Source organism: Starkeya sp. ORNL1 (assembly GCF_012971745.1).
Classification (GTDB): Bacteria; Pseudomonadota; Alphaproteobacteria; order Rhizobiales; family Xanthobacteraceae; genus Ancylobacter.
Map to the genome: position 1 here is coordinate 5,959,949 of NZ_CP048834.1, position 16,222 is coordinate 5,976,170.

Sequence of the window (16,222 nt, forward strand, 5' to 3'; positions counted from 1 at the left end):
TGCCGTTACGTCAGAGTAAACCATCGCTTCAAATAGATGAGAGCGCCGCGAGCAGGCTGAAGGCGGCGGTCGCCTCGGATGCGGAATGCTTCAAAATCCGGGGCTTGCATTTTCTGATGTGAGAACAGTTCGTTGCCCGAAAGTGCGAAGAAGATGCAGCTTGAGCATCGTCCTTTGTTTTTAATTGTTATAAGTCGATGCTGCTTGTTATTGTAACGATTACAGAATACTTGGCTTGACTGAATTGGCCGGCCACGACCAAACCCCCGCTGTCGTCACCTTTCGACGACTTGTCCTCGGGGCCAGGCTTGCATGAAACTCTCGATATTTAGTGTGGCGCTGGCGCTGGTGAGCGCTGCTCCTCTCGTTGCCAACGCGCAAGACGCCTCGTCCCCGGGAATCACGGTCTACAACGCCCAGCATGAGAGCCTGGCGCAGGCGTGGGCCGATGGCTTCACCAAGGAGACCGGCATCAAGGTCACGCTGCGCAATGGCGGCGATACCGAATTCGGCAACCAGATCATCCAGGAGGGCGCCGCGTCGCCGGCCGACGTGTTCCTGACCGAGAACTCCCCGGCGATGGTCCTCGTCGAGAATGCCGGCCTATTCGCGCCGCTCGACGCCGATACCCTTGCGCTGGTGCCCGACAATTTCCGGCCTGCGAGCGGAAAGTGGACCGGCATCGCCGCGCGGAGCACGGTCTTCGCCTATGACAGCCGGAAGCTGAAGCCCGACCAATTGCCGAAGTCGCTGATGGATCTCGCCGATCCCTCCTGGAAGGGTCGTTGGGCGGCGTCGCCGTCGGGCGCGGATTTCCAGGCCATCGTGGCGGCGATGCTCGAACTCAAGGGCGAGCAGGCGACCGCCGCGTGGCTGAAGGCGATGAAGGAGAACTTTACGGCCTACAAGGGCAACAGCACCGCGATGAAGGCGGTCAATGCCGGCCAGACCGAAGGCGCCGTCATCTACCATTATTACTGGTTCGGCGATCAGGCGAAGACGGCCGAGAACAGCAAGAACGTGGCGCTGCACTATTTCCGCAACCAGGATCCCGGTGCGTTCGTCAGCATTTCCGGTGGCGGGGTGCTCGCCTCCAGCAAGCATCCCAAGGAAGCCCAGGCCTTCATCAAATGGATCGCCGGCAAGGGCGGCCAGGACGTGCTGAAGACCGGGAATTCGTTCGAATACGCCGTCGGCATCGGCGCGCAATCGAATCCGAAGCTGGTCCCGCTGTCCGACCTGCAGGCTCCGAAAGTGGAGCCCTCCAATTTGAAGAGCAAGCAGGTCACCGACCTGATGACGGCGGCCGGGCTGCTCTAGCACCACCGACACGTCGCGCTCATGGCTCCTGCGGAATCACGGTTTCGCAGGAGCTTCCTCACTGTTCGGATACGCCATCGGCATGGACACCTCGCGATTGGCCGCCGGCCTCGAACACGTCAGCTTGGATGTCATGCGTAGCGGGCGCCGCCGCGCGCCTTCACGCCGCATCCGCTGGATGCCGATCCTCGCCATAGTGGTATCGCTGGCCACGCTGCTGCCGCTGGGCTTCGTGGTGTGGGCGGGCATCGCGACCGGCTGGGGCACGGCAGCCGCTTTGATCTTCCGTCCGAGGGTTGGCGAACTCCTGACCAGCACGGTCCTGCTCGTGGTCTGTACGCTGCCGCTCTGCATCGTGCTGGCTACCGCCTTGGCATGGCTGACGGAACGCAGCGACCTTCCCGGCGTCCGGATCTGGGCTTGGCTCGCCGTCGCACCGCTGGCTATTCCCGCCTTCGTCCAGAGCTATGCCTGGATCACGCTGTTTCCCGGCCTGCACGGGCTGTTCGCCGGGGTGCTGATCTCGACGCTCGCCTATTTCCCGTTCCTCTATCTGCCGGTTGCGGCGACGCTGCGCCGGATCGATCCAGGCCTGGAAGAAGCGGCCGCCTCGCTCGGCCAGCCACCGTGGCGGGTGTTCTTCCGCGTCGTGGTCCCGCAATTGAGGCTGGCGCTTTGCGGCGGATCGCTGCTGATCGGCCTGCATTTGCTGGCCGAATACGGACTCTACGTGTTCATCCGGTTCGATACCTTCACCACCGCGATCGTCGAGCAGTTCCAGTCCACCTTCAACGGACCAGCGGCGAACATGCTCGCCGGGGTGCTCGTGCTGTGCTGTCTCGGGCTGCTGGCGCTCGAGGTGGTGCTGCGCGGCGAGCGGAAATATGCCCGCGTCGGCTCGGGGGCATCGCGGCCGGCGCCGCGGACACGGCTTGGACGACGCAGGATCATCTGCGTGCTGCTGCCGGCTGGCGTTACGTTGCTCTCCATCGGCGTGCCGCTACTCACGATCGCCCAGTGGCTGGCCGCCGGCGGCAGTGCGGTGTGGCAGGCCGACGCCATGGTGCCGGCGCTGATGCAGACATTGGGCCTTGCCATTGCCGGCGGCGTGGTCGCGACGCTCGCGGCGCTGCCGATGGCGTGGCTTTCCGTTCGCTCGCCCGGGCCGCTTTCCCGGCTGCTGGAAGGCAGCAACTACATCATCGGTGCGCTACCCGGCGTCGTGGTGGCGCTGGCGCTGGTCACCATTACGGTGCGCGTCGTGCTGCCGCTGTACCAGACCTCCGTGACCCTGATCTTCGCCTACGCGCTGATGTTCCTGCCGCGAGCCCTCATCAGCCTGCGGGCGAGCATCGCGCAGATCCCGATCGGGCTCGAGCAGGCCGCCGCCAGCCTCGGGCGCTCGCCGGCGCGGGTGATGTCGAGCATCACCTTGCGGCTTGCCGCGCCCGGCGTCGCGTCGGGGATGGCGCTCGTGGGGCTTGGCATCACCAATGAGCTCACCGCCACCCAGATGCTGGCCCCGAATGGGGTGCGCACGCTGGCGATGGCGTTCTGGTCGCTGAGCGGGGAGATCGACTATGCCGGCGCGGCACCCTATGCGCTGATGATGGTGGTGCTGTCGGTGCCGCTGACATGGGTGCTGTATGCCGAATCGAAGCGGATTGCCGGCCGATGACCATGCTTGAACTGAGGGCCGTGACGAAAGCATACGGCAAGGTCACTGCGCTCGATGGCATCGAGCTCAGCGTCGCCAAGGGCAGCCGGACCGCGATCGTCGGACCGTCGGGATGCGGCAAGACGACGATGATGCGGATCATCGCCGGCTTCGAGGCGCCTGATGCGGGCAAGGTCATGCTCGATGGCGAGACGCTGGCGGACCATGCCGGCATCGTCCCGGCCTATAGGCGCAAGATCGGCATCGTGGCGCAGGATGGCGCGCTGTTCCCGCATCTGACCGTTGGTGAGAATATCGGCTTCGGATTGCCGCGGGCGGATCGCGACCGGGATGCGCGGATCGCGCGGCTTGCCGACCTCGTGGGGCTCAGCAGTTCGATGCTGGCGCGGCGGCCGGATGAACTGTCGGGCGGCCAGCAGCAGCGGGTGGCACTGGCCCGCGCCTTGGCTCTGGAGCCGCGGCTGATGCTGCTCGACGAGCCGTTCTCCGCGCTCGACACCGGCCTGCGTGCCAGCACCCGCGAGGCGGTGGCGGCACTGCTGGGCGACGCCGGCATCACCACCATCCTCGTCACCCACGACCAGGAGGAGGCGCTTTCCTTCGCGGACCAGGTGGCGGTGATGGACAAGGGTCGCTTCCTGCAGGTCGGACCGCCGCGGGAGATCTATGCGCGGCCGGCAACTCCCGCTGTCGCGAGCTTCCTGGGTGATGCCATTTTTCTTCCCGCGACAATCGCCGCCGGATCGGCCCTATGCGCGCTTGGGCGCATCCAAGTCGCGGACATGGTGTTTGCCGGGTCCGCAACCCTCATGCTGCGACCCGCGCAGGTTTCCCTCGCGCGGGTGTCAGATGCAGAGATCGACAATAGGGACGACGGCGTGCGCGGGGTCGTCATGAGCGCCAGCTATGCCGGCGGCCATTCATCGTATGCGCTGAGCGTATCGGGCGGCGGGTCGGTTGCGGCGGACGACAGTGCCGCCATCATGCTGCGCCTGGCCGCCGCCGATCCGCCTGTCGCCGGGGATCGGGTTCGCGTGCGGCTCATCGGCAGCGCGCATTTTTTCCCGAATTAAGGGACCACCGGGCGGCGTCGGCAATGCTCGCTGCGGCTATAGACAGCTGAGGCTTGTGCGTGCCCGCTGGTGCGGGCGGAAGATACGCATGTGTCGCGACCAGTCGCCGGCTATCTGCCGGCACCGCATCAGCCGCTCCAGATAACCCCAGGGCAGACTGCCGCTCGCCTCGCCGAGAAAGATCGCCCATGTCTCGGAGGGGACCGGCTGGCCGGGCAACGAATGTTCGATCGAGCGCATCCGCTTGATCATTTCGGGCGTCATCAGCACTTTGTCTGTGACGTCGTCGTCATCATCGTCAAAGCAGTCGCACACGGTGATCTCCAAGGGGGCGTTAGTGCGAGACCGCCATGCGGCTGACGGCATGCCCGCGTAATAGCGTGCTACCGGCCGTAGAGATACTGAACCGGCCGGTCCGGGTAAATCGACGGCCTTCTTGACTGCCGGTCTGCCTCAGTCACTTAAAGGCCCGTCAAATCTGTACCCGAAATGTTCGATCTCGGATCCGCAGAGCTGCCCGACCAACAAGCGGGTATTTTCATCATACAGCTCGCAGTAATTATAACGGGGGCCCACTTTCGTCTGCTTCAAGCTCTGGCCAGGGATATTCAAATGTTCGCAAAGTGAGGCAAAGTCGGCATCAAGGTTTTCGTAGCGACCGACGAAATCCACGGCGATCTGATCGTCGATCGTGTAGATGGACCATGTGCTGACAAGATGGCTCCATTTCTTGAATAGGTCGTCCCCATCTTTTAGTCTGCACAAAAATTCCTGAAATTCCATGCGGGGCGGGTCAGACTTTCGCGTTAGATAAAAATATAGCGACGCCATTCGCGCGTAGGGGTTGCGGACGAAGGTAAACTTGAAGTGTCGCCGCCACGCCCTCTCATCGAAGCGCCGGACCTGTGTGGCCGTTGGATGGTCGACCAACGGCCCGAAGTGCCGATGATATTTCTTGTCCTGCAGGCTCAGGATGCGTCTCGTCTGCTGGGAGCGCATTCCCATAGCGGTTAAAGCAGCGGAAAAGCGCCGAGTCTGAAACGTATCCAGGCGGGCGCGCAGGTTTGGTCTCATTCCCATTTGCAATCTTTCACGCTGAGCGCCCAAGATAATGTCTAGGGGGCCGAGGTGAGGCGCGAGAGCGAGGTTAATTGAGCTGCCCGCAGTCTTGGGGCAATGAAGGAATGTGAACTTGCGACGATAAGAAATAATCAATACGGCCCCCACCTGTCGACAAGCATAATAACGTCTCAGCGCTTCGCTGATCTTTGGATTCCTCGAACGCAAATATTCTGGCCAACACCCAGGGTCACAAAAGACACAGCATCAGGTCGGCGCCTCAATCGATCAGCCTAGCCATCGAGGCCGACAGACGAAATCGCCAAAATAAGCTTGTCTGATCTCGGCATGGATCGCTTCTTGCCGTCAAGGCGTGACCATCACGTCACGTTCCGGCTCCCGGCCATTGTTAGCGCTGGCGATGCCATCAAGGTAACCTCGGCGCTCGGCCATCAACAAATTTCTACGATGAGTCGGGAATGTCACCTTGGACGGCTAGGCGGTCGTCCCGCCATATCCCGGAAAATCCCGCCTTATCCCGCCAATTTTCACCGCCGTGGCGACTAGGTGGCGACAAGCCGCGATTATCCCCAGCCTGTCGACAAGGGCGCTATCTCGCAAGTGATTGAAATGTCTTAGGTCCGATTGGTAGCGGAGGAGGGACTCGAACCCCCGACCCCAGGATTATGATTCCCGTGCTCTAACCAGCTGAGCTACTCCGCCGCCGGGGCAGGTGCGTGTAACGCCGTGCCGCGAGGTGCGGGATATAAGGAACCGGCCGGAGACGTGTCAAGCGCAGACGCTGCCCGGCCGCATGCTTACCACCGTGGCGCGGTCACCAGCGCGGTGCGGGTGGCAGGCGGCCTTCGATCTCGTGCAGGCGGCGGCGGGTGCCGGGGGTGGTGTCGCGGGGCAGGCGGTCGAGGGCGAAGAACTCCACCGCCTCGATCTCGCGGTTCGGCAGAGTGAGCAGCGTGCCGGTGCGGTAGCGTTCCACCACATAGACCGCGACATGATCGCGCCGCGACGCGAATGAATTGAAGAACACGCCGTGCAGCGCGGGCTCGCCTTCGACCTTGATGCCGGCCTCCTCGTCGAGCTCGCGCGCCAAAGCCTCGCGCAGCGTCTCGCCGGGCTCGACGCCGCCGCCGGGAAACTGCCAGCCGGACACATAAGTGTGGCGCAGCAGCAGGACGTGGCGCTGCGGGCTCAGTATCACGCCGCGCACGCCGAGCGTCATGCCGCGCGAGAACCGCCACCACAAATGGGCGAGGGGGCGCCAGGCCGGTCCGCGGCCCGGTTCGGTCGGCAGCGGCGTCTCGACGCCGGACGCTCCTGCACCTTCCTTGCCGGTGCGTCGGCTGGTATGGAAGCGGTCGTGTTCGTGCTCGGCCATCTCACCGATCCCCATCTCGGCCCGTTACCGCGTGCCCGCCTCGCGGAACTCGCGGGAAAGCGGGCGCTCGGCGTCATGAACTGGCGGCGCGGCCGGCGCTCGCGCTTCGCCGCAGGCACCATCGATGCGCTGGTCGCCGACATCAAGGCCAATGCGCCGGATCATATCGCAGTTACCGGCGACTTGGTGAATGTCGGCTTGCCGGCGGAGTATGAGACCGCGCTCACCTTCCTGGCGAGCCTCGGTGACGGCCAGCATGTCACGGTCGTGCCCGGCAATCACGACGCCTATGTGCGCTCCACCGCCCATCACGCGCTTCTGAACTGGGGCGACTATATGCGCGGCGACGGCGCGGCCGGCGACGTCACCGTGGAAGAGGCGTTCCCGTTCGTGCGGCGGCGCGGCGACGTGGCGCTGATCGGCGTGTCGAGTGCGATCCCCACCAATCCCTTCATGGCCACCGGCCGGGTCGGTCGGGCGCAGCTGGCGCGGCTCGGCACGGTGCTGGACGAACTCGGGAGGGAAGGGCTGTTCCGCGTGGTGCTGATCCATCATCCGCCCTGTGGGCCGCGTCCGGGCCACAAGCGGCTGATCGATGCCGACGGTGTGCGCGCCTGCCTGACCAGGCACGGCGCCGAGCTGGTGCTGTGCGGCCACGACCATCACCCGATGGTGGAGCAACTCTTCGGGCCGCGCGGGCTGATCCCGGTGGTGGAGGCGCCCTCGGCAGCGGCGGGTCCGGAGGATAAGCGCTGGCCCGGCGGCTATCACCTCTATCGCATCGAGCGGACCGGCGAGGGGCTGCATAGCTGGCGCTGCACTATGGAAGCGCACGGCTTCGCGCGCGGCGAGACCGGCGTGGCTCTTCGCACGGTGCGGATATTGACGGCGCCGCCGCTCGCTACCGCCCGCTGAAGACCAGACCGAGCCCGAGCAGCAGCACGATTCCGGCGACGAGGCCGGCCAGGAACACCAGTATGGTGCCGCCGCGGCTTGCCGGCGCGACGGGTTGCTCTTCCGTGACGACCGGCAGCGGCCGGCGACCGGCCTTTTTCGGCATCGGGAGCGGGGCGAGCGCATCCGCCTCGCTGGCGAAGGAGGTCAGCACCTGCTCGCGGGCGATCAGGCGGCGGGCGACATAGCGTGTCACCGCATCGACGATGTCGGTCGGATTGGCGCTTTCCGCCAGCACGCGGCGGCCGGAGCGGCTATCCTGGAGGAAACGGTAGGTGCGGCGGTCGCGACCCATGGCGATGTGCGCCACCATGTCGACAAACAGCCGCGGCGTCTCGCCGGGCATCAGGCCGCGGTCGAACAGGTCGGCATGCTCGACCGGCACTTCGGCGAACACCGGCTCCAGCATCTCGTTGAGCATGGCGAGGCGGGCGAGCTCGGCATCGCGCAGTTCCACGACCACCCCGGCCTGTTCCGCCGCATCCACCCGCGCCGCGCGGATCGCATCGCGGAGCGAAAGCGCCGGCGGCTCGCCGCGGCGACGTCCGATGTCGTCCATTTACTCTACCCTCGTCACGACGAATTGAGAGTAGCCGCTGCGGCAGGGTTCCACCAGATGGCAGAGCGATGACGGCTGTGGACGTGAGCCGTCATCGCATCGGGCGTGGATAAGGCGGTAAGTGTCAGGCCGCCTTGGCCAGCGTGTCTCGACCATGCGGCGCGTCGAGATCGAGCACCGGGCCGACGGGGACGATACCGGTCGGGTTTATGGTAACGTGGCTCTCATAATAGTGCCGCTTGATGTGGGTGAAGTTCACCGTCTCCTTCACGCCGGGCACCTGGTAAAGCTCGCGCAGATAGCCCGACAGGTTCGGGTAGTCGGCGATGCGGCGGATGTTGCATTTGAAGTGGCCGACATAGACCGGATCGAACCGCGCCAGCGTGGTGAACAGCCGCCAGTCGGCCTCGGTCAGCCGGTCGCCCAGCAGATAGCGGCTGCGGGAGAGGCGGTCGTCGAGCTTGTCGAGCGTCTCGAACAGCGCGGTGACGGCTTCTTCATAGGCATCCTGCGAGGTGGCGAAGCCGGCCTTGTAGACGCCGTTGTTCACCCGGTCGTAGATCTCGGCGTTCAGGGCATCGATCTCGGCGCGCAGCTTCTCGGGATAATAGTCGGTCTTCACCTCGGTGAAGGCGCCGAACGCCGAGTTGAACATGCGGATGATCTCGGCGGACTCGTTGTTCACGATGGTGCCGCGCTTCTTGTCCCACAGCACCGGCACGGTGACGCGGCCGGAATAATGCGGATCAGCCTGCAGATAGACCTCATAGAGCCGGCTCTTGCCGAGCACGGTGTCGGCCGTCGCGCCGGGGGAAATGCCGCCCGCGCCATTGCCGAACGTCCAGCCCTCGCTGCCCATATGCGGGTCGACCACCGAGACCGAGATGATGTCTTCGAGCTTCTTCAGCTTGCGGAAGATCAGCGTGCGGTGCGCCCAGGGGCAGGCCAGCGAGACATAGAGATGATAGCGCCCGGCCTCGGCTTCGAAGCCGCCTTCGCCGGTCGGACCGGCGCTGCCGTCCGAGGTGATCCAGTTGCGGAAGCGGGTGACGGTGCGCTGGAAGCGGCCGCCTGTGGATTTGGTGTCGTACCACTGGTCCGACCATTTGCCGTCGACGAGCAGGCCCATTGCGGTCTCCTTGGGAAGGGGTCGACCGAGAGACTAGCGGGTTTGGGGATGGGATGTGTGCAATATTGATTGCTTGAAATGACGAGAACTAATGCGTTTGTGCAATCTTGTATGGCTTGAGCATCCTTCGAGGCTCGCTGTGCTCGCACCTCAGGATGACGTGGTTCGCTAAAGCGACGTCATCCTGAGGTGCCGGCCGGAGGCCGGCCTCGAAGGATGCCCACTCGCACAACCCCTTCACCTTCCCTCCCGCTTGTGCTATCCGGCCGCACCCTCGGAGATGGTCATGAGATTCCGGCCGGCCCAGCGACGACGAGATGAGCGAGCCCGCGCTTCCCGCGCGCGCCTGTTCGTCTGCCCGCTCTTGGCGCCGTGAGGATGCGGACGCTCGGGGCGGGTCTTTGACTCGCTTGATGTCCCGAGTGCCAGAATGACCGAACTTTCCATCACGCTGCTGCCCGAGCAGCCTTCCGACGAACCCGCCATCGAGCGGCTGGTGGCCCGCACCTTCGGGCCCGGCCGGTTTGCACGCACCGCCTATCGGCTGCGCGAGGGCAATCCTCATGTGCGCGAGCTCTCCTTCACCGCCTATATCGGCACCATGCTGGTCGGCTCGGTGCGGCTCAGCCCGCTGCTGATCGGCGAGGCGCCGGCGCTGCTGCTCGGCCCGCTCACGGTGGAGCCGCCATTCCGCGCGCACGGTATTGGCCGGCGGCTGGTGGAACGCTCGCTGGAGGCGGCGAATGCGGCGGGGGCGAAGCTGGTGCTGCTGGTCGGCGACGAGCCCTATTATGGCCGCATGGGCTTCCTGCGCATCCCGCGCGGGCAGGTGACGCTGCCTGGTCCGGTCGATCCGGACCGGGTGCTGGTGTGCCCGCTTCATGGCGGCGGCATAGAGGGCGTCACCGGGGCGGTGCGGCCGGACTATGTGCGGGTGGAGGCAGTAGGGGCCTGACCCCTACCGGCCTTCACCCTACCGGCCTTCCCTTGCCCAGGCCGCGGCGATGCCGGCCATCAGGATCAGCAGCCCCGACAGGCCGGCGAACAGCGGGAACAGGCCGAGGCCGCGCACCACGCTGACCTCGCGCATGGCAAGGCCCATCCAGTCCTCGCCGGCATAGCGCTCGCCGGAGCGTACCGCCACCACGCGCGGCACGCCGCCGGCAAGGTCGGCCATGCGCCAGACGCCGCCGTTGGTCGCCGTCACGATGGGTTTCAGCGTCTCCGTGGTCGAGGTGACCTCGGCGAATTCCTTCGGGTTCAGCGGGCCGACATTAACCAGGGCCGTAAAGGTGCCGTCGGTCGCGCGCCACAGGCCCAGCGTGTCGGCCGGGAAGGTGGCGCGGAACAGCCCCGGTTCGGCGGCGGAGAGCGTCATGGTGCGGGTCTGGCCGGTCGGCGTGGTCACCGTGACCGGGTTCACCGCATCGCCCATGGTCTGACGCTCGATGACGATGTCGCCGCCGCGCGCCACCATGCGCAGCCGCTCCTCCTCGAGGTCCGGCTCCTTCATCAGCCAGTGCGAGAGGCGTCGCAGCAGGTCGATATAGGGGCCGCCGCCCTCATAGCCGCGCGCCCACAGCCAGATATGGTCGGACAGCAACAGCGCGACGCGGCCCTCGCCGACCCGGTCGAGCAGCAGCACCGGCTTGTTGCCGGGAGCCTCGAGCACGCTGGTGCCCTTGGCGCCATTGGTGTCGATGACGCGGAAGAAGCGGCTCCAGTGCGGCGGGTTGCTCTCCGAGCCCGGCAGCGCGCGGGTCACCGGATGACGCTGGCCGGCATCGGTGATGTGCGCGTAATAGGGCTGCTCGGTCATCTTGCCGGTGGGCTCGGCGGGCAGGATGGATTCCAGCGGGGTCTGGAAGATCGATCCGTCCGACACATAGTCGGCGCCGGCGGCGACCAGCACGGCGCCGCCCTCGCGGACATAGCGCACGATGTTGTCGAAATAGATCATCGGCAGCACGCCCTGCTGGGCGTAGCGGTCGAAGATGATCAGGTCGAAATCCTTGATCTTCTGCTGGAACAGCTCGCGAGTCGGGAAGGCGATCAGCGAGAGCTCGTTGATCGGCGTGCCGTCCTGCTTCTCCGGCGGGCGGAGAATGGTGAAGTGGACGAGATCGACATTGGCGTCCGACTTCAGGAGGTTGCGCCAGGTGCGCTCGCCGACATGGGGCTCGCCGGAGACGAGCAGCACGCGCAGCTTGTCGCGCACGCCGTCGATGGAGACCGCGGCGCGGTTGTTCACCAGCGTCAGTTCGCCCTGAAGGCCGGCGGCCTCGATCTCGACGATGTTCGGGCCGGCATGGGTGATCTCGACATTCACTTCCGCCGGCTGGCCGGCGGTGACGATGGGCCGGGCCACCACCTCGCCGTCGCGGCGCACGGTGACGCCGACGCGGGCGCCGGCGGGCGCGCCCTCGTCCTCGACGCGATAGCCGACGGTCTGGGTCTGGCCGACAATGCCGAAGCGCGGCGTCGAGGTCAGCGCGACACGGCGGTCGCGCTCGCCGGGATGGCCGGAGATGATGGCGTGCACCGGCGCCCGGAAGCCGAGCGCGGCGGCGGTGGCGGGGATGTCGTGGACCCGGCCGTCGGTCAGGAAGATGGCGCCGGCGACGCGCTCCGGCGGCACGTCGGCGAGCGCGGCGGAGAGCGCCGTGAACAGGCGGGTGCCGTCGACCTCGCCGGAGCCGGACCCTGCCTCCACCCACCGCACCTCGGCATTGGGGAAGCGCTCGAGCCGTTGCTTCAGCTCGGCGCGGGCGGCTTCCGTCATGGCGGTGCGATCGCCGAATTCCTGGCTGGCGCTCTTGTCGACCACCACCGCGACAACGGTGGAGAGCGGCTCGCGCTCCTCGCTGGTCAGCGACGGGTTGGCGAGCGCCAGCACGGCAAGCGCGATGGCGAGCGCACGGAACACTGCGCCGCGGGCGCGGGCGACCAGAACGAGAGCCGCAACGAGCAGCGCCACGCCGCCGACCGCGATGAGCCAGGGCAGGGGGATGAGCGGATCGAAGGAGAGGCCGAGATTCATGCGGGACGTCCACATTCATCCGCCGTCATCCCGGACGGCCGCAGGCCGATCCGGGATCGTAGGAAGGTGTTGATCGGCACCTTCTTGCGATCCCGGCTCTCCGGCTGCGCCTGCGGCCGGGATGACGACGTGGGGAATGAGAGGAAGAAGAAAATCATCACTGCCCCAGTCTTTCGAGCAGCGCGGGTACGTGGACCTGGTCGGCCTTGTAGTTGCCGGTCAGCACGTACATCACGAGGTTCACGCCGGCGCGGTAGGCGAACTCGCGTTGCCGCGGTTCGCCGCCGGTCATCGGCAGCAAGGGCTGGCCGTCGTCGGAAACCGCCCAGGCGCCGGCCAGGTCGTTGGAGGTGATGATGACCGGCGAGACGCCGTCGCCGGCGCGGGCCGGGCGCTCCTCGCCGTCTTCCGTCGGCGGCAGCGCCTCCACCCAGGTGGTGCCGGTGTTGAAGCGGCCGGGGAAGTCGCGCAGCAGATAGAATGCCTTGGTCAGCACATGGTCGCGCGGCACCGGCTCCAGCTCGGGAATGTCGAGACCGTCGAGGATAGCGCGCAGCGCATCGTTCTCCGGCGTGCCGGAGCCGTTCGAGCCGGGCAGCACCGTCTCGGCGTCGCGGGTATCGAACAGCACCGTGCCGCCCTGCTTCATGAAGCTGTCGACGCGGGCGAGCGCGGCCGGCGTCGGCTTCGGCGCATTGGCCAGGATCGGCCAATAGAGCAGCGGGAAGAAGGACAGCTCGTCGCGCGAGGGGTCGACGCCCATCGGGTCGCCGGCCTCAAGTGCGGTGCGCTGGCCGAGGAAGTCGGTGAGGCCCTTCAGCCCGGCGCGGCTGACCTCGTCGGTCGCGGCATCGCCGGTGATGACATAAGCGAGCCGCGTGGCGCTGGTCGCCTTCACCGCGAAATCGTCGTCCGCGGGGGTCGGAGCGGCGCGTGCGACAGGTGGGCCGGCGGGCGGCGGCGGCACTTGCGCGCGGGCATCCGACACGCCGCCAAGCGCCAGGGCGCAGGCGAGCAGCAGGCTCGCCGCGGTAGCGGCGCGGCGGGTGGTGAGGCGCGCGAGACCGCCGGAGAGCAGGAACACGATCATGGCATCGATCAGCAGCAGTGCGAGCAGCCCGAGCAGCATCGGCGCCCGCAGGTCGCGCGGTGCGGCCTCGCGATAGGGCTCGATGCGGCCGAGGGAGGACAGGTCGAGCGGGGCCAGCCGATCGCGCGGCAGCAGCGTGTTCACCGCGACAAGGCCTTCCGGCGGGCCGTAGAAGCCGGGCGGATGGTCGGCGCTGGCGCGGCCATTGAAGCCGGTGGAGATCGCCTTGGCGGTGGGCGTCACCGGGCGGAAGGCGCCGAAGCCGTCGAGCAGGCGGCTCGGCGCCACGGTCTCGCCGCTCGGCGCCGCGCTGCCGTCATTCGCCGCCGCCTCGGCTGCACTGGCGCCGCCGAGCGCCACCACGCGGCGCAGCATGTCGACGAAGGCGCCGGAGATCGGCAGGTTCGACCACGAGGTGTCGGCGGTGACGTGGAACAGCACCAGCATGCCGTTGCCGCGCTTCTCGCCGGTGACGAGAGGCGTGCCGTCGGCGAGCGTCGCCCAGGTGCGTGATTGCAGCAGCCCGTCGGGCTCGGCGAGCACCTGGCGCTGCACCGTGACGTCGTCCGGCACGGTGACATCGCGGAACGGGCCTTCGCCGGAGAAGGAGCCCAGCTTCTGCGGCTGCTCCCAGGACAGCGAGCCGCCGAGCACGCGCCCGCCACGCCGCAGCATCACTGGCACCAGATCGTCGGAGCCGTTGGCGAGGCGCGGGCCGGCGAAGCGGACCAGCACGCCGCCGCCCTCGATCCAGCGCGCCAGGCGGTCATGGGTCTCCGGCGGGATGGTCCCGATGTCGGAGAGCACGATGACCGGCAGCTTCTGGTCGATGAAGCGCTCGATGGCTTCCGAGGTGCCGCGCCCTTCGGACGGGCGCAGATCGGCGAACGGGCCGAGCGCGCGGGTGAGGTAGTAGGAGGGCGCCAGCAGCGGCTGACGCTGGTCGGCGGTGGCGCCGGAGACCAGGCCGACGGCGCGGCGGCGCCAGCGCTTGTCGAGCAGTTGCACGGCGCCGGCCGAATGCTCGTCGACGACCTCGAGGCGGGCCACCTCATTGCGGATCTCGACCGGGGTCTCGAAGCGGGCCTCGGTCTCGCGGGCGCCCGGTTCGAAGGTGAACGGCGCGTCGCCGAGCGGCAGGCCGCGCATGTCGAGCGCGCGCACCGTGCCTTCACGCGAGGAGGTGTCGCGGTCGCCACGCAACACCTTCACGGTGAGCGCCTCGACGCCATTGTCGGCGGCAGCGAGCGCCAGCGGCTCGCGCAGGCCGCCGGCGAGCGTGGTGAGCGGATGGTCTCCCACTGCGCGCTTGAGATCGGCGGGAAAGCCGTCCTCATCCGCCAGCTCGATGCCATCGGAGAGATAGACGACCGAGGCGTCGGGCGCGGTCTGCAGCGCCTTCTCTAGGCTCGCCAGCGCGGCGTGGCGGTCCGGCAGGTGCGGCACCGGCGCCAGCGTGCGCAGCCGGTCGCGCGCTTCGCTCGGGCGCAGCACGCGGATGTCGAGCGGCGGCTCGCCGGTGGGGATCAGTATGATGCCGCGATTGCCGAGATCGGCATCGGCGACCGCGCCCGCGGCGCTGGCGCGCCGTGCTTCCCAGCTGGAGGCGGCCGGCCAGCCGGAATCGATCAACAGCACCACCGGGCCGGACGCCGCGGGACCGGCGACCGGCGGATTCCAGATCGGGCCGGCCGCGGCGAAGATGACGATGGCGGCGATCAGCAGGCGCAGCGCGGTGAGCCACCACGGGGTGCGCGCCGGTGTCTCTTCCTTAGGCGGGATGTCGAGCAGCAGGCGGGTCGGCGCGAAGGCGATGCGGCGCGGGCGCGGCGGTACCAGCCGCAGCAGGAACCACAGCAGCGGCAGGCCGACCAGCGCCCCAAGGATCAGCGGCGAGGTGAAGGCGAGCGGGAAGGAGCCGAACAAACCCATCATGCCGCGCTCTCCGTGGCCGTGCCCTGCACCCCCTCGTCGTCCATCATATTGGTCGGTCTTGCGGCCTGCGCGTCGGCGAGCGGCACGCCGCCGCTCATACGGGCATGCAGTGCCAGCAGCAGTTCGCTCGCCGGGCGGTCGGTACGGTGGACAATGAAGGTCCAGGTGCGCCGCTCGGCCTCGTAGCGGATGGCGGCACGGTGGCGGGCGACGCGCTCGACATAGTCCTCGCGCACCGTCTCGGCGCGGCCAATGGTCAGCGTGGTGCCGCTCTCAGGCTCGCGAAATTCCACGCGGCCGGAGAACGGGAAGGTTTCTTCCGCCGGATCGCACACCTGCACCACATGGCCGTGCGCGCCGGTGGCGGACAGGCCGGCGATGCTGGCGATCACTTCGGGAGTCGGGCTCCACAAATCGCCGAGCACGATCACCTCGGCGAGCGGGGAGGGCGAGAATTTCGGCGGCAGGCTTGGAATATGGCTGCCCTGCATGCTCGGTGCATGGACGATTGCCTCGGCCATCTTCTCGACGATGCCGCGGCTTGCCGACGGGCGCATGATGCCGGGAATGCCGACGCGCTCGCCACCCTTCACCAGCAGTTCCGCCAGCGCGAAGGCGACGACCAGCGCGCGGTCGCGCTTGGTCTCCCAGACCAAAGGCGAAGCGAACACCATGGAGGGCGACAGGTCCGGCCAGATCCACACGGTGTGGGCGGCTTCCCATTCGCGCTCGCGGACATAGAGATGATCGTCGCGGGCGGAGCGGCGCCAATCCACGCGGTTCGACGGTTCGCCATCCATGAAGCGGCGGTATTGCCAGAAATTCTCGCCGGTGCCGGCGCGCCGTCGGCCATGCAGGCCGTGATAGACGCTGGCGGCGATCTTGCGGGCCTCGAGCACGAGGCGTGGCATCGCGGCGACAAGGCCTGCTGCATCCTGCGCCGCGCTATGGACGGCGGTATCGGCGTCGAACTCCACCCGCTTAAGTCC

General features: G+C 67.2%; 13 protein-coding genes and 1 tRNA gene. 5 read left to right on the forward strand and 9 right to left on the reverse strand.

The genetic code is table 11. The annotated features are described in order from the left end of the window. Positions 1 to 312 precede the first annotated feature (312 nt). The 3 genes from G3545_RS27985 (at position 313) to G3545_RS27995 (ending at position 4,071) form a co-directional block, all read left to right on the forward strand. On the forward strand, positions 313 to 1,320 hold the full coding sequence (locus G3545_RS27985) for an iron ABC transporter substrate-binding protein (protein ID WP_170017563.1): 1,008 nt from the start codon (positions 313 to 315) through the stop codon (positions 1,318 to 1,320). A 133-nt stretch (positions 1,321 to 1,453) separates the two neighbouring features. Then, positions 1,454 to 2,998: an iron ABC transporter permease gene (locus G3545_RS27990; protein WP_246702597.1), complete on the forward strand. Its 1,545-nt coding sequence runs from the start codon at positions 1,454 to 1,456 to the stop codon at positions 2,996 to 2,998. Further along, on the forward strand, positions 2,995 to 4,071 hold the full coding sequence (locus G3545_RS27995; RefSeq protein WP_170017565.1) for an ABC transporter ATP-binding protein: 1,077 nt from the start codon (positions 2,995 to 2,997) through the stop codon (positions 4,069 to 4,071). Before G3545_RS27990 ends, G3545_RS27995 begins: the two co-directional genes overlap by 4 nt. 36 nt (positions 4,072 to 4,107) lie before the next feature. Here G3545_RS27995 and G3545_RS28000 read toward each other — a convergent pair whose 3' ends face one another. The 4 genes from G3545_RS28000 to G3545_RS28015 form a co-directional block, all read right to left on the reverse strand. After that, positions 4,108 to 4,398, reverse strand: coding sequence for a hypothetical protein (locus G3545_RS28000; RefSeq protein ID WP_170017566.1), 291 nt, complete (start codon positions 4,396 to 4,398; stop codon positions 4,108 to 4,110). 126 nt (positions 4,399 to 4,524) lie between these two features. After that, on the reverse strand, positions 4,525 to 5,298 hold the full coding sequence (locus G3545_RS28005) for a sulfotransferase family 2 domain-containing protein (RefSeq protein ID WP_246702598.1): 774 nt from the start codon (positions 5,296 to 5,298) through the stop codon (positions 4,525 to 4,527). Positions 5,299 to 5,776: 478 nt separating this feature from the next. Beyond that, positions 5,777 to 5,853, reverse strand: a tRNA-Met gene (locus G3545_RS28010). Between the two features lie 112 nt (positions 5,854 to 5,965). Then, positions 5,966 to 6,526: an NUDIX domain-containing protein gene (locus G3545_RS28015; protein ID WP_281411694.1), complete on the reverse strand. Its 561-nt coding sequence runs from the start codon at positions 6,524 to 6,526 to the stop codon at positions 5,966 to 5,968. On the opposite strand from G3545_RS28015, the gene G3545_RS28020 reads away from it, so the two are divergent. Further along, positions 6,509 to 7,441: a metallophosphoesterase gene (locus G3545_RS28020; protein WP_170017568.1), complete on the forward strand. Its 933-nt coding sequence runs from the start codon at positions 6,509 to 6,511 to the stop codon at positions 7,439 to 7,441. The two genes, G3545_RS28015 and G3545_RS28020, sit on opposite strands and share 18 nt — an antisense overlap. On the opposite strand, the gene G3545_RS28025 is transcribed toward G3545_RS28020, so the two are convergent. Both G3545_RS28025 and G3545_RS28030 read right to left on the reverse strand, forming a co-directional pair. Next, a complete protein-coding gene (locus G3545_RS28025; RefSeq protein ID WP_170017569.1) occupies positions 7,428 to 8,039 on the reverse strand; it encodes a hypothetical protein in 612 nt (203 codons plus the stop codon). The two genes, G3545_RS28020 and G3545_RS28025, sit on opposite strands and share 14 nt — an antisense overlap. A 124-nt stretch (positions 8,040 to 8,163) precedes the next feature. Then, on the reverse strand, positions 8,164 to 9,168 hold the full coding sequence (locus G3545_RS28030) for a glutathione S-transferase family protein (RefSeq protein WP_170017570.1): 1,005 nt from the start codon (positions 9,166 to 9,168) through the stop codon (positions 8,164 to 8,166). Between the two features lie 430 nt (positions 9,169 to 9,598). Between G3545_RS28030 and G3545_RS28035 the strand changes: the two genes are divergently transcribed. Further along, the gene (locus G3545_RS28035) at positions 9,599 to 10,123 is read left to right on the forward strand and encodes an N-acetyltransferase (protein ID WP_170017571.1); all 525 of its coding nucleotides are present in this window, start codon (positions 9,599 to 9,601) and stop codon (positions 10,121 to 10,123) included. Positions 10,124 to 10,141: 18 nt separating this feature from the next. Here G3545_RS28035 and G3545_RS28040 read toward each other — a convergent pair whose 3' ends face one another. From G3545_RS28040 to G3545_RS28050, 3 genes are all read right to left on the reverse strand, one after another. Further along, a complete protein-coding gene (locus tag G3545_RS28040) occupies positions 10,142 to 12,208 on the reverse strand; it encodes a hypothetical protein (protein ID WP_170017572.1) in 2,067 nt (688 codons plus the stop codon). Positions 12,209 to 12,365: 157 nt separating this feature from the next. Then, the gene (locus G3545_RS28045; protein ID WP_170017573.1) at positions 12,366 to 15,233 is read right to left on the reverse strand and encodes a DUF4159 domain-containing protein; all 2,868 of its coding nucleotides are present in this window, start codon (positions 15,231 to 15,233) and stop codon (positions 12,366 to 12,368) included. Then, on the reverse strand, positions 15,230 to 16,210 hold the full coding sequence (locus G3545_RS28050) for a DUF58 domain-containing protein (protein ID WP_246702599.1): 981 nt from the start codon (positions 16,208 to 16,210) through the stop codon (positions 15,230 to 15,232). Before G3545_RS28050 ends, G3545_RS28045 begins: the two co-directional genes overlap by 4 nt. Between the last annotated feature and the right edge of the window lie 12 nt (positions 16,211 to 16,222).

Excerpts from the sequence above, each read along its gene's own strand:
- G3545_RS28045 (WP_170017573.1), bottom strand. The coding sequence starts at position 15,233 with ATGATGGGTTTGTTCGGCTCCTTCCCGCTCGCCTTCACCTCGCCGCTG.
- G3545_RS28040 (WP_170017572.1), bottom strand. The coding sequence starts at position 12,208 with ATGAATCTCGGCCTCTCCTTCGATCCGCTCATCCCCCTGCCCTGGCTC.
- G3545_RS28025 (WP_170017569.1), bottom strand. The coding sequence starts at position 8,039 with ATGGACGACATCGGACGTCGCCGCGGCGAGCCGCCGGCGCTTTCGCTC.
- G3545_RS28015 (WP_281411694.1), bottom strand. The coding sequence starts at position 6,526 with ATGGCCGAGCACGAACACGACCGCTTCCATACCAGCCGACGCACCGGC.
- G3545_RS27995 (WP_170017565.1), top strand. The coding sequence starts at position 2,995 with ATGACCATGCTTGAACTGAGGGCCGTGACGAAAGCATACGGCAAGGTC.
- G3545_RS28035 (WP_170017571.1), top strand. The coding sequence starts at position 9,599 with ATGACCGAACTTTCCATCACGCTGCTGCCCGAGCAGCCTTCCGACGAA.
- G3545_RS27985 (WP_170017563.1), top strand. The coding sequence starts at position 313 with ATGAAACTCTCGATATTTAGTGTGGCGCTGGCGCTGGTGAGCGCTGCT.
- G3545_RS28030 (WP_170017570.1), bottom strand. The coding sequence starts at position 9,168 with ATGGGCCTGCTCGTCGACGGCAAATGGTCGGACCAGTGGTACGACACC.
- G3545_RS27990 (WP_246702597.1), top strand. The coding sequence starts at position 1,454 with ATGCGTAGCGGGCGCCGCCGCGCGCCTTCACGCCGCATCCGCTGGATG.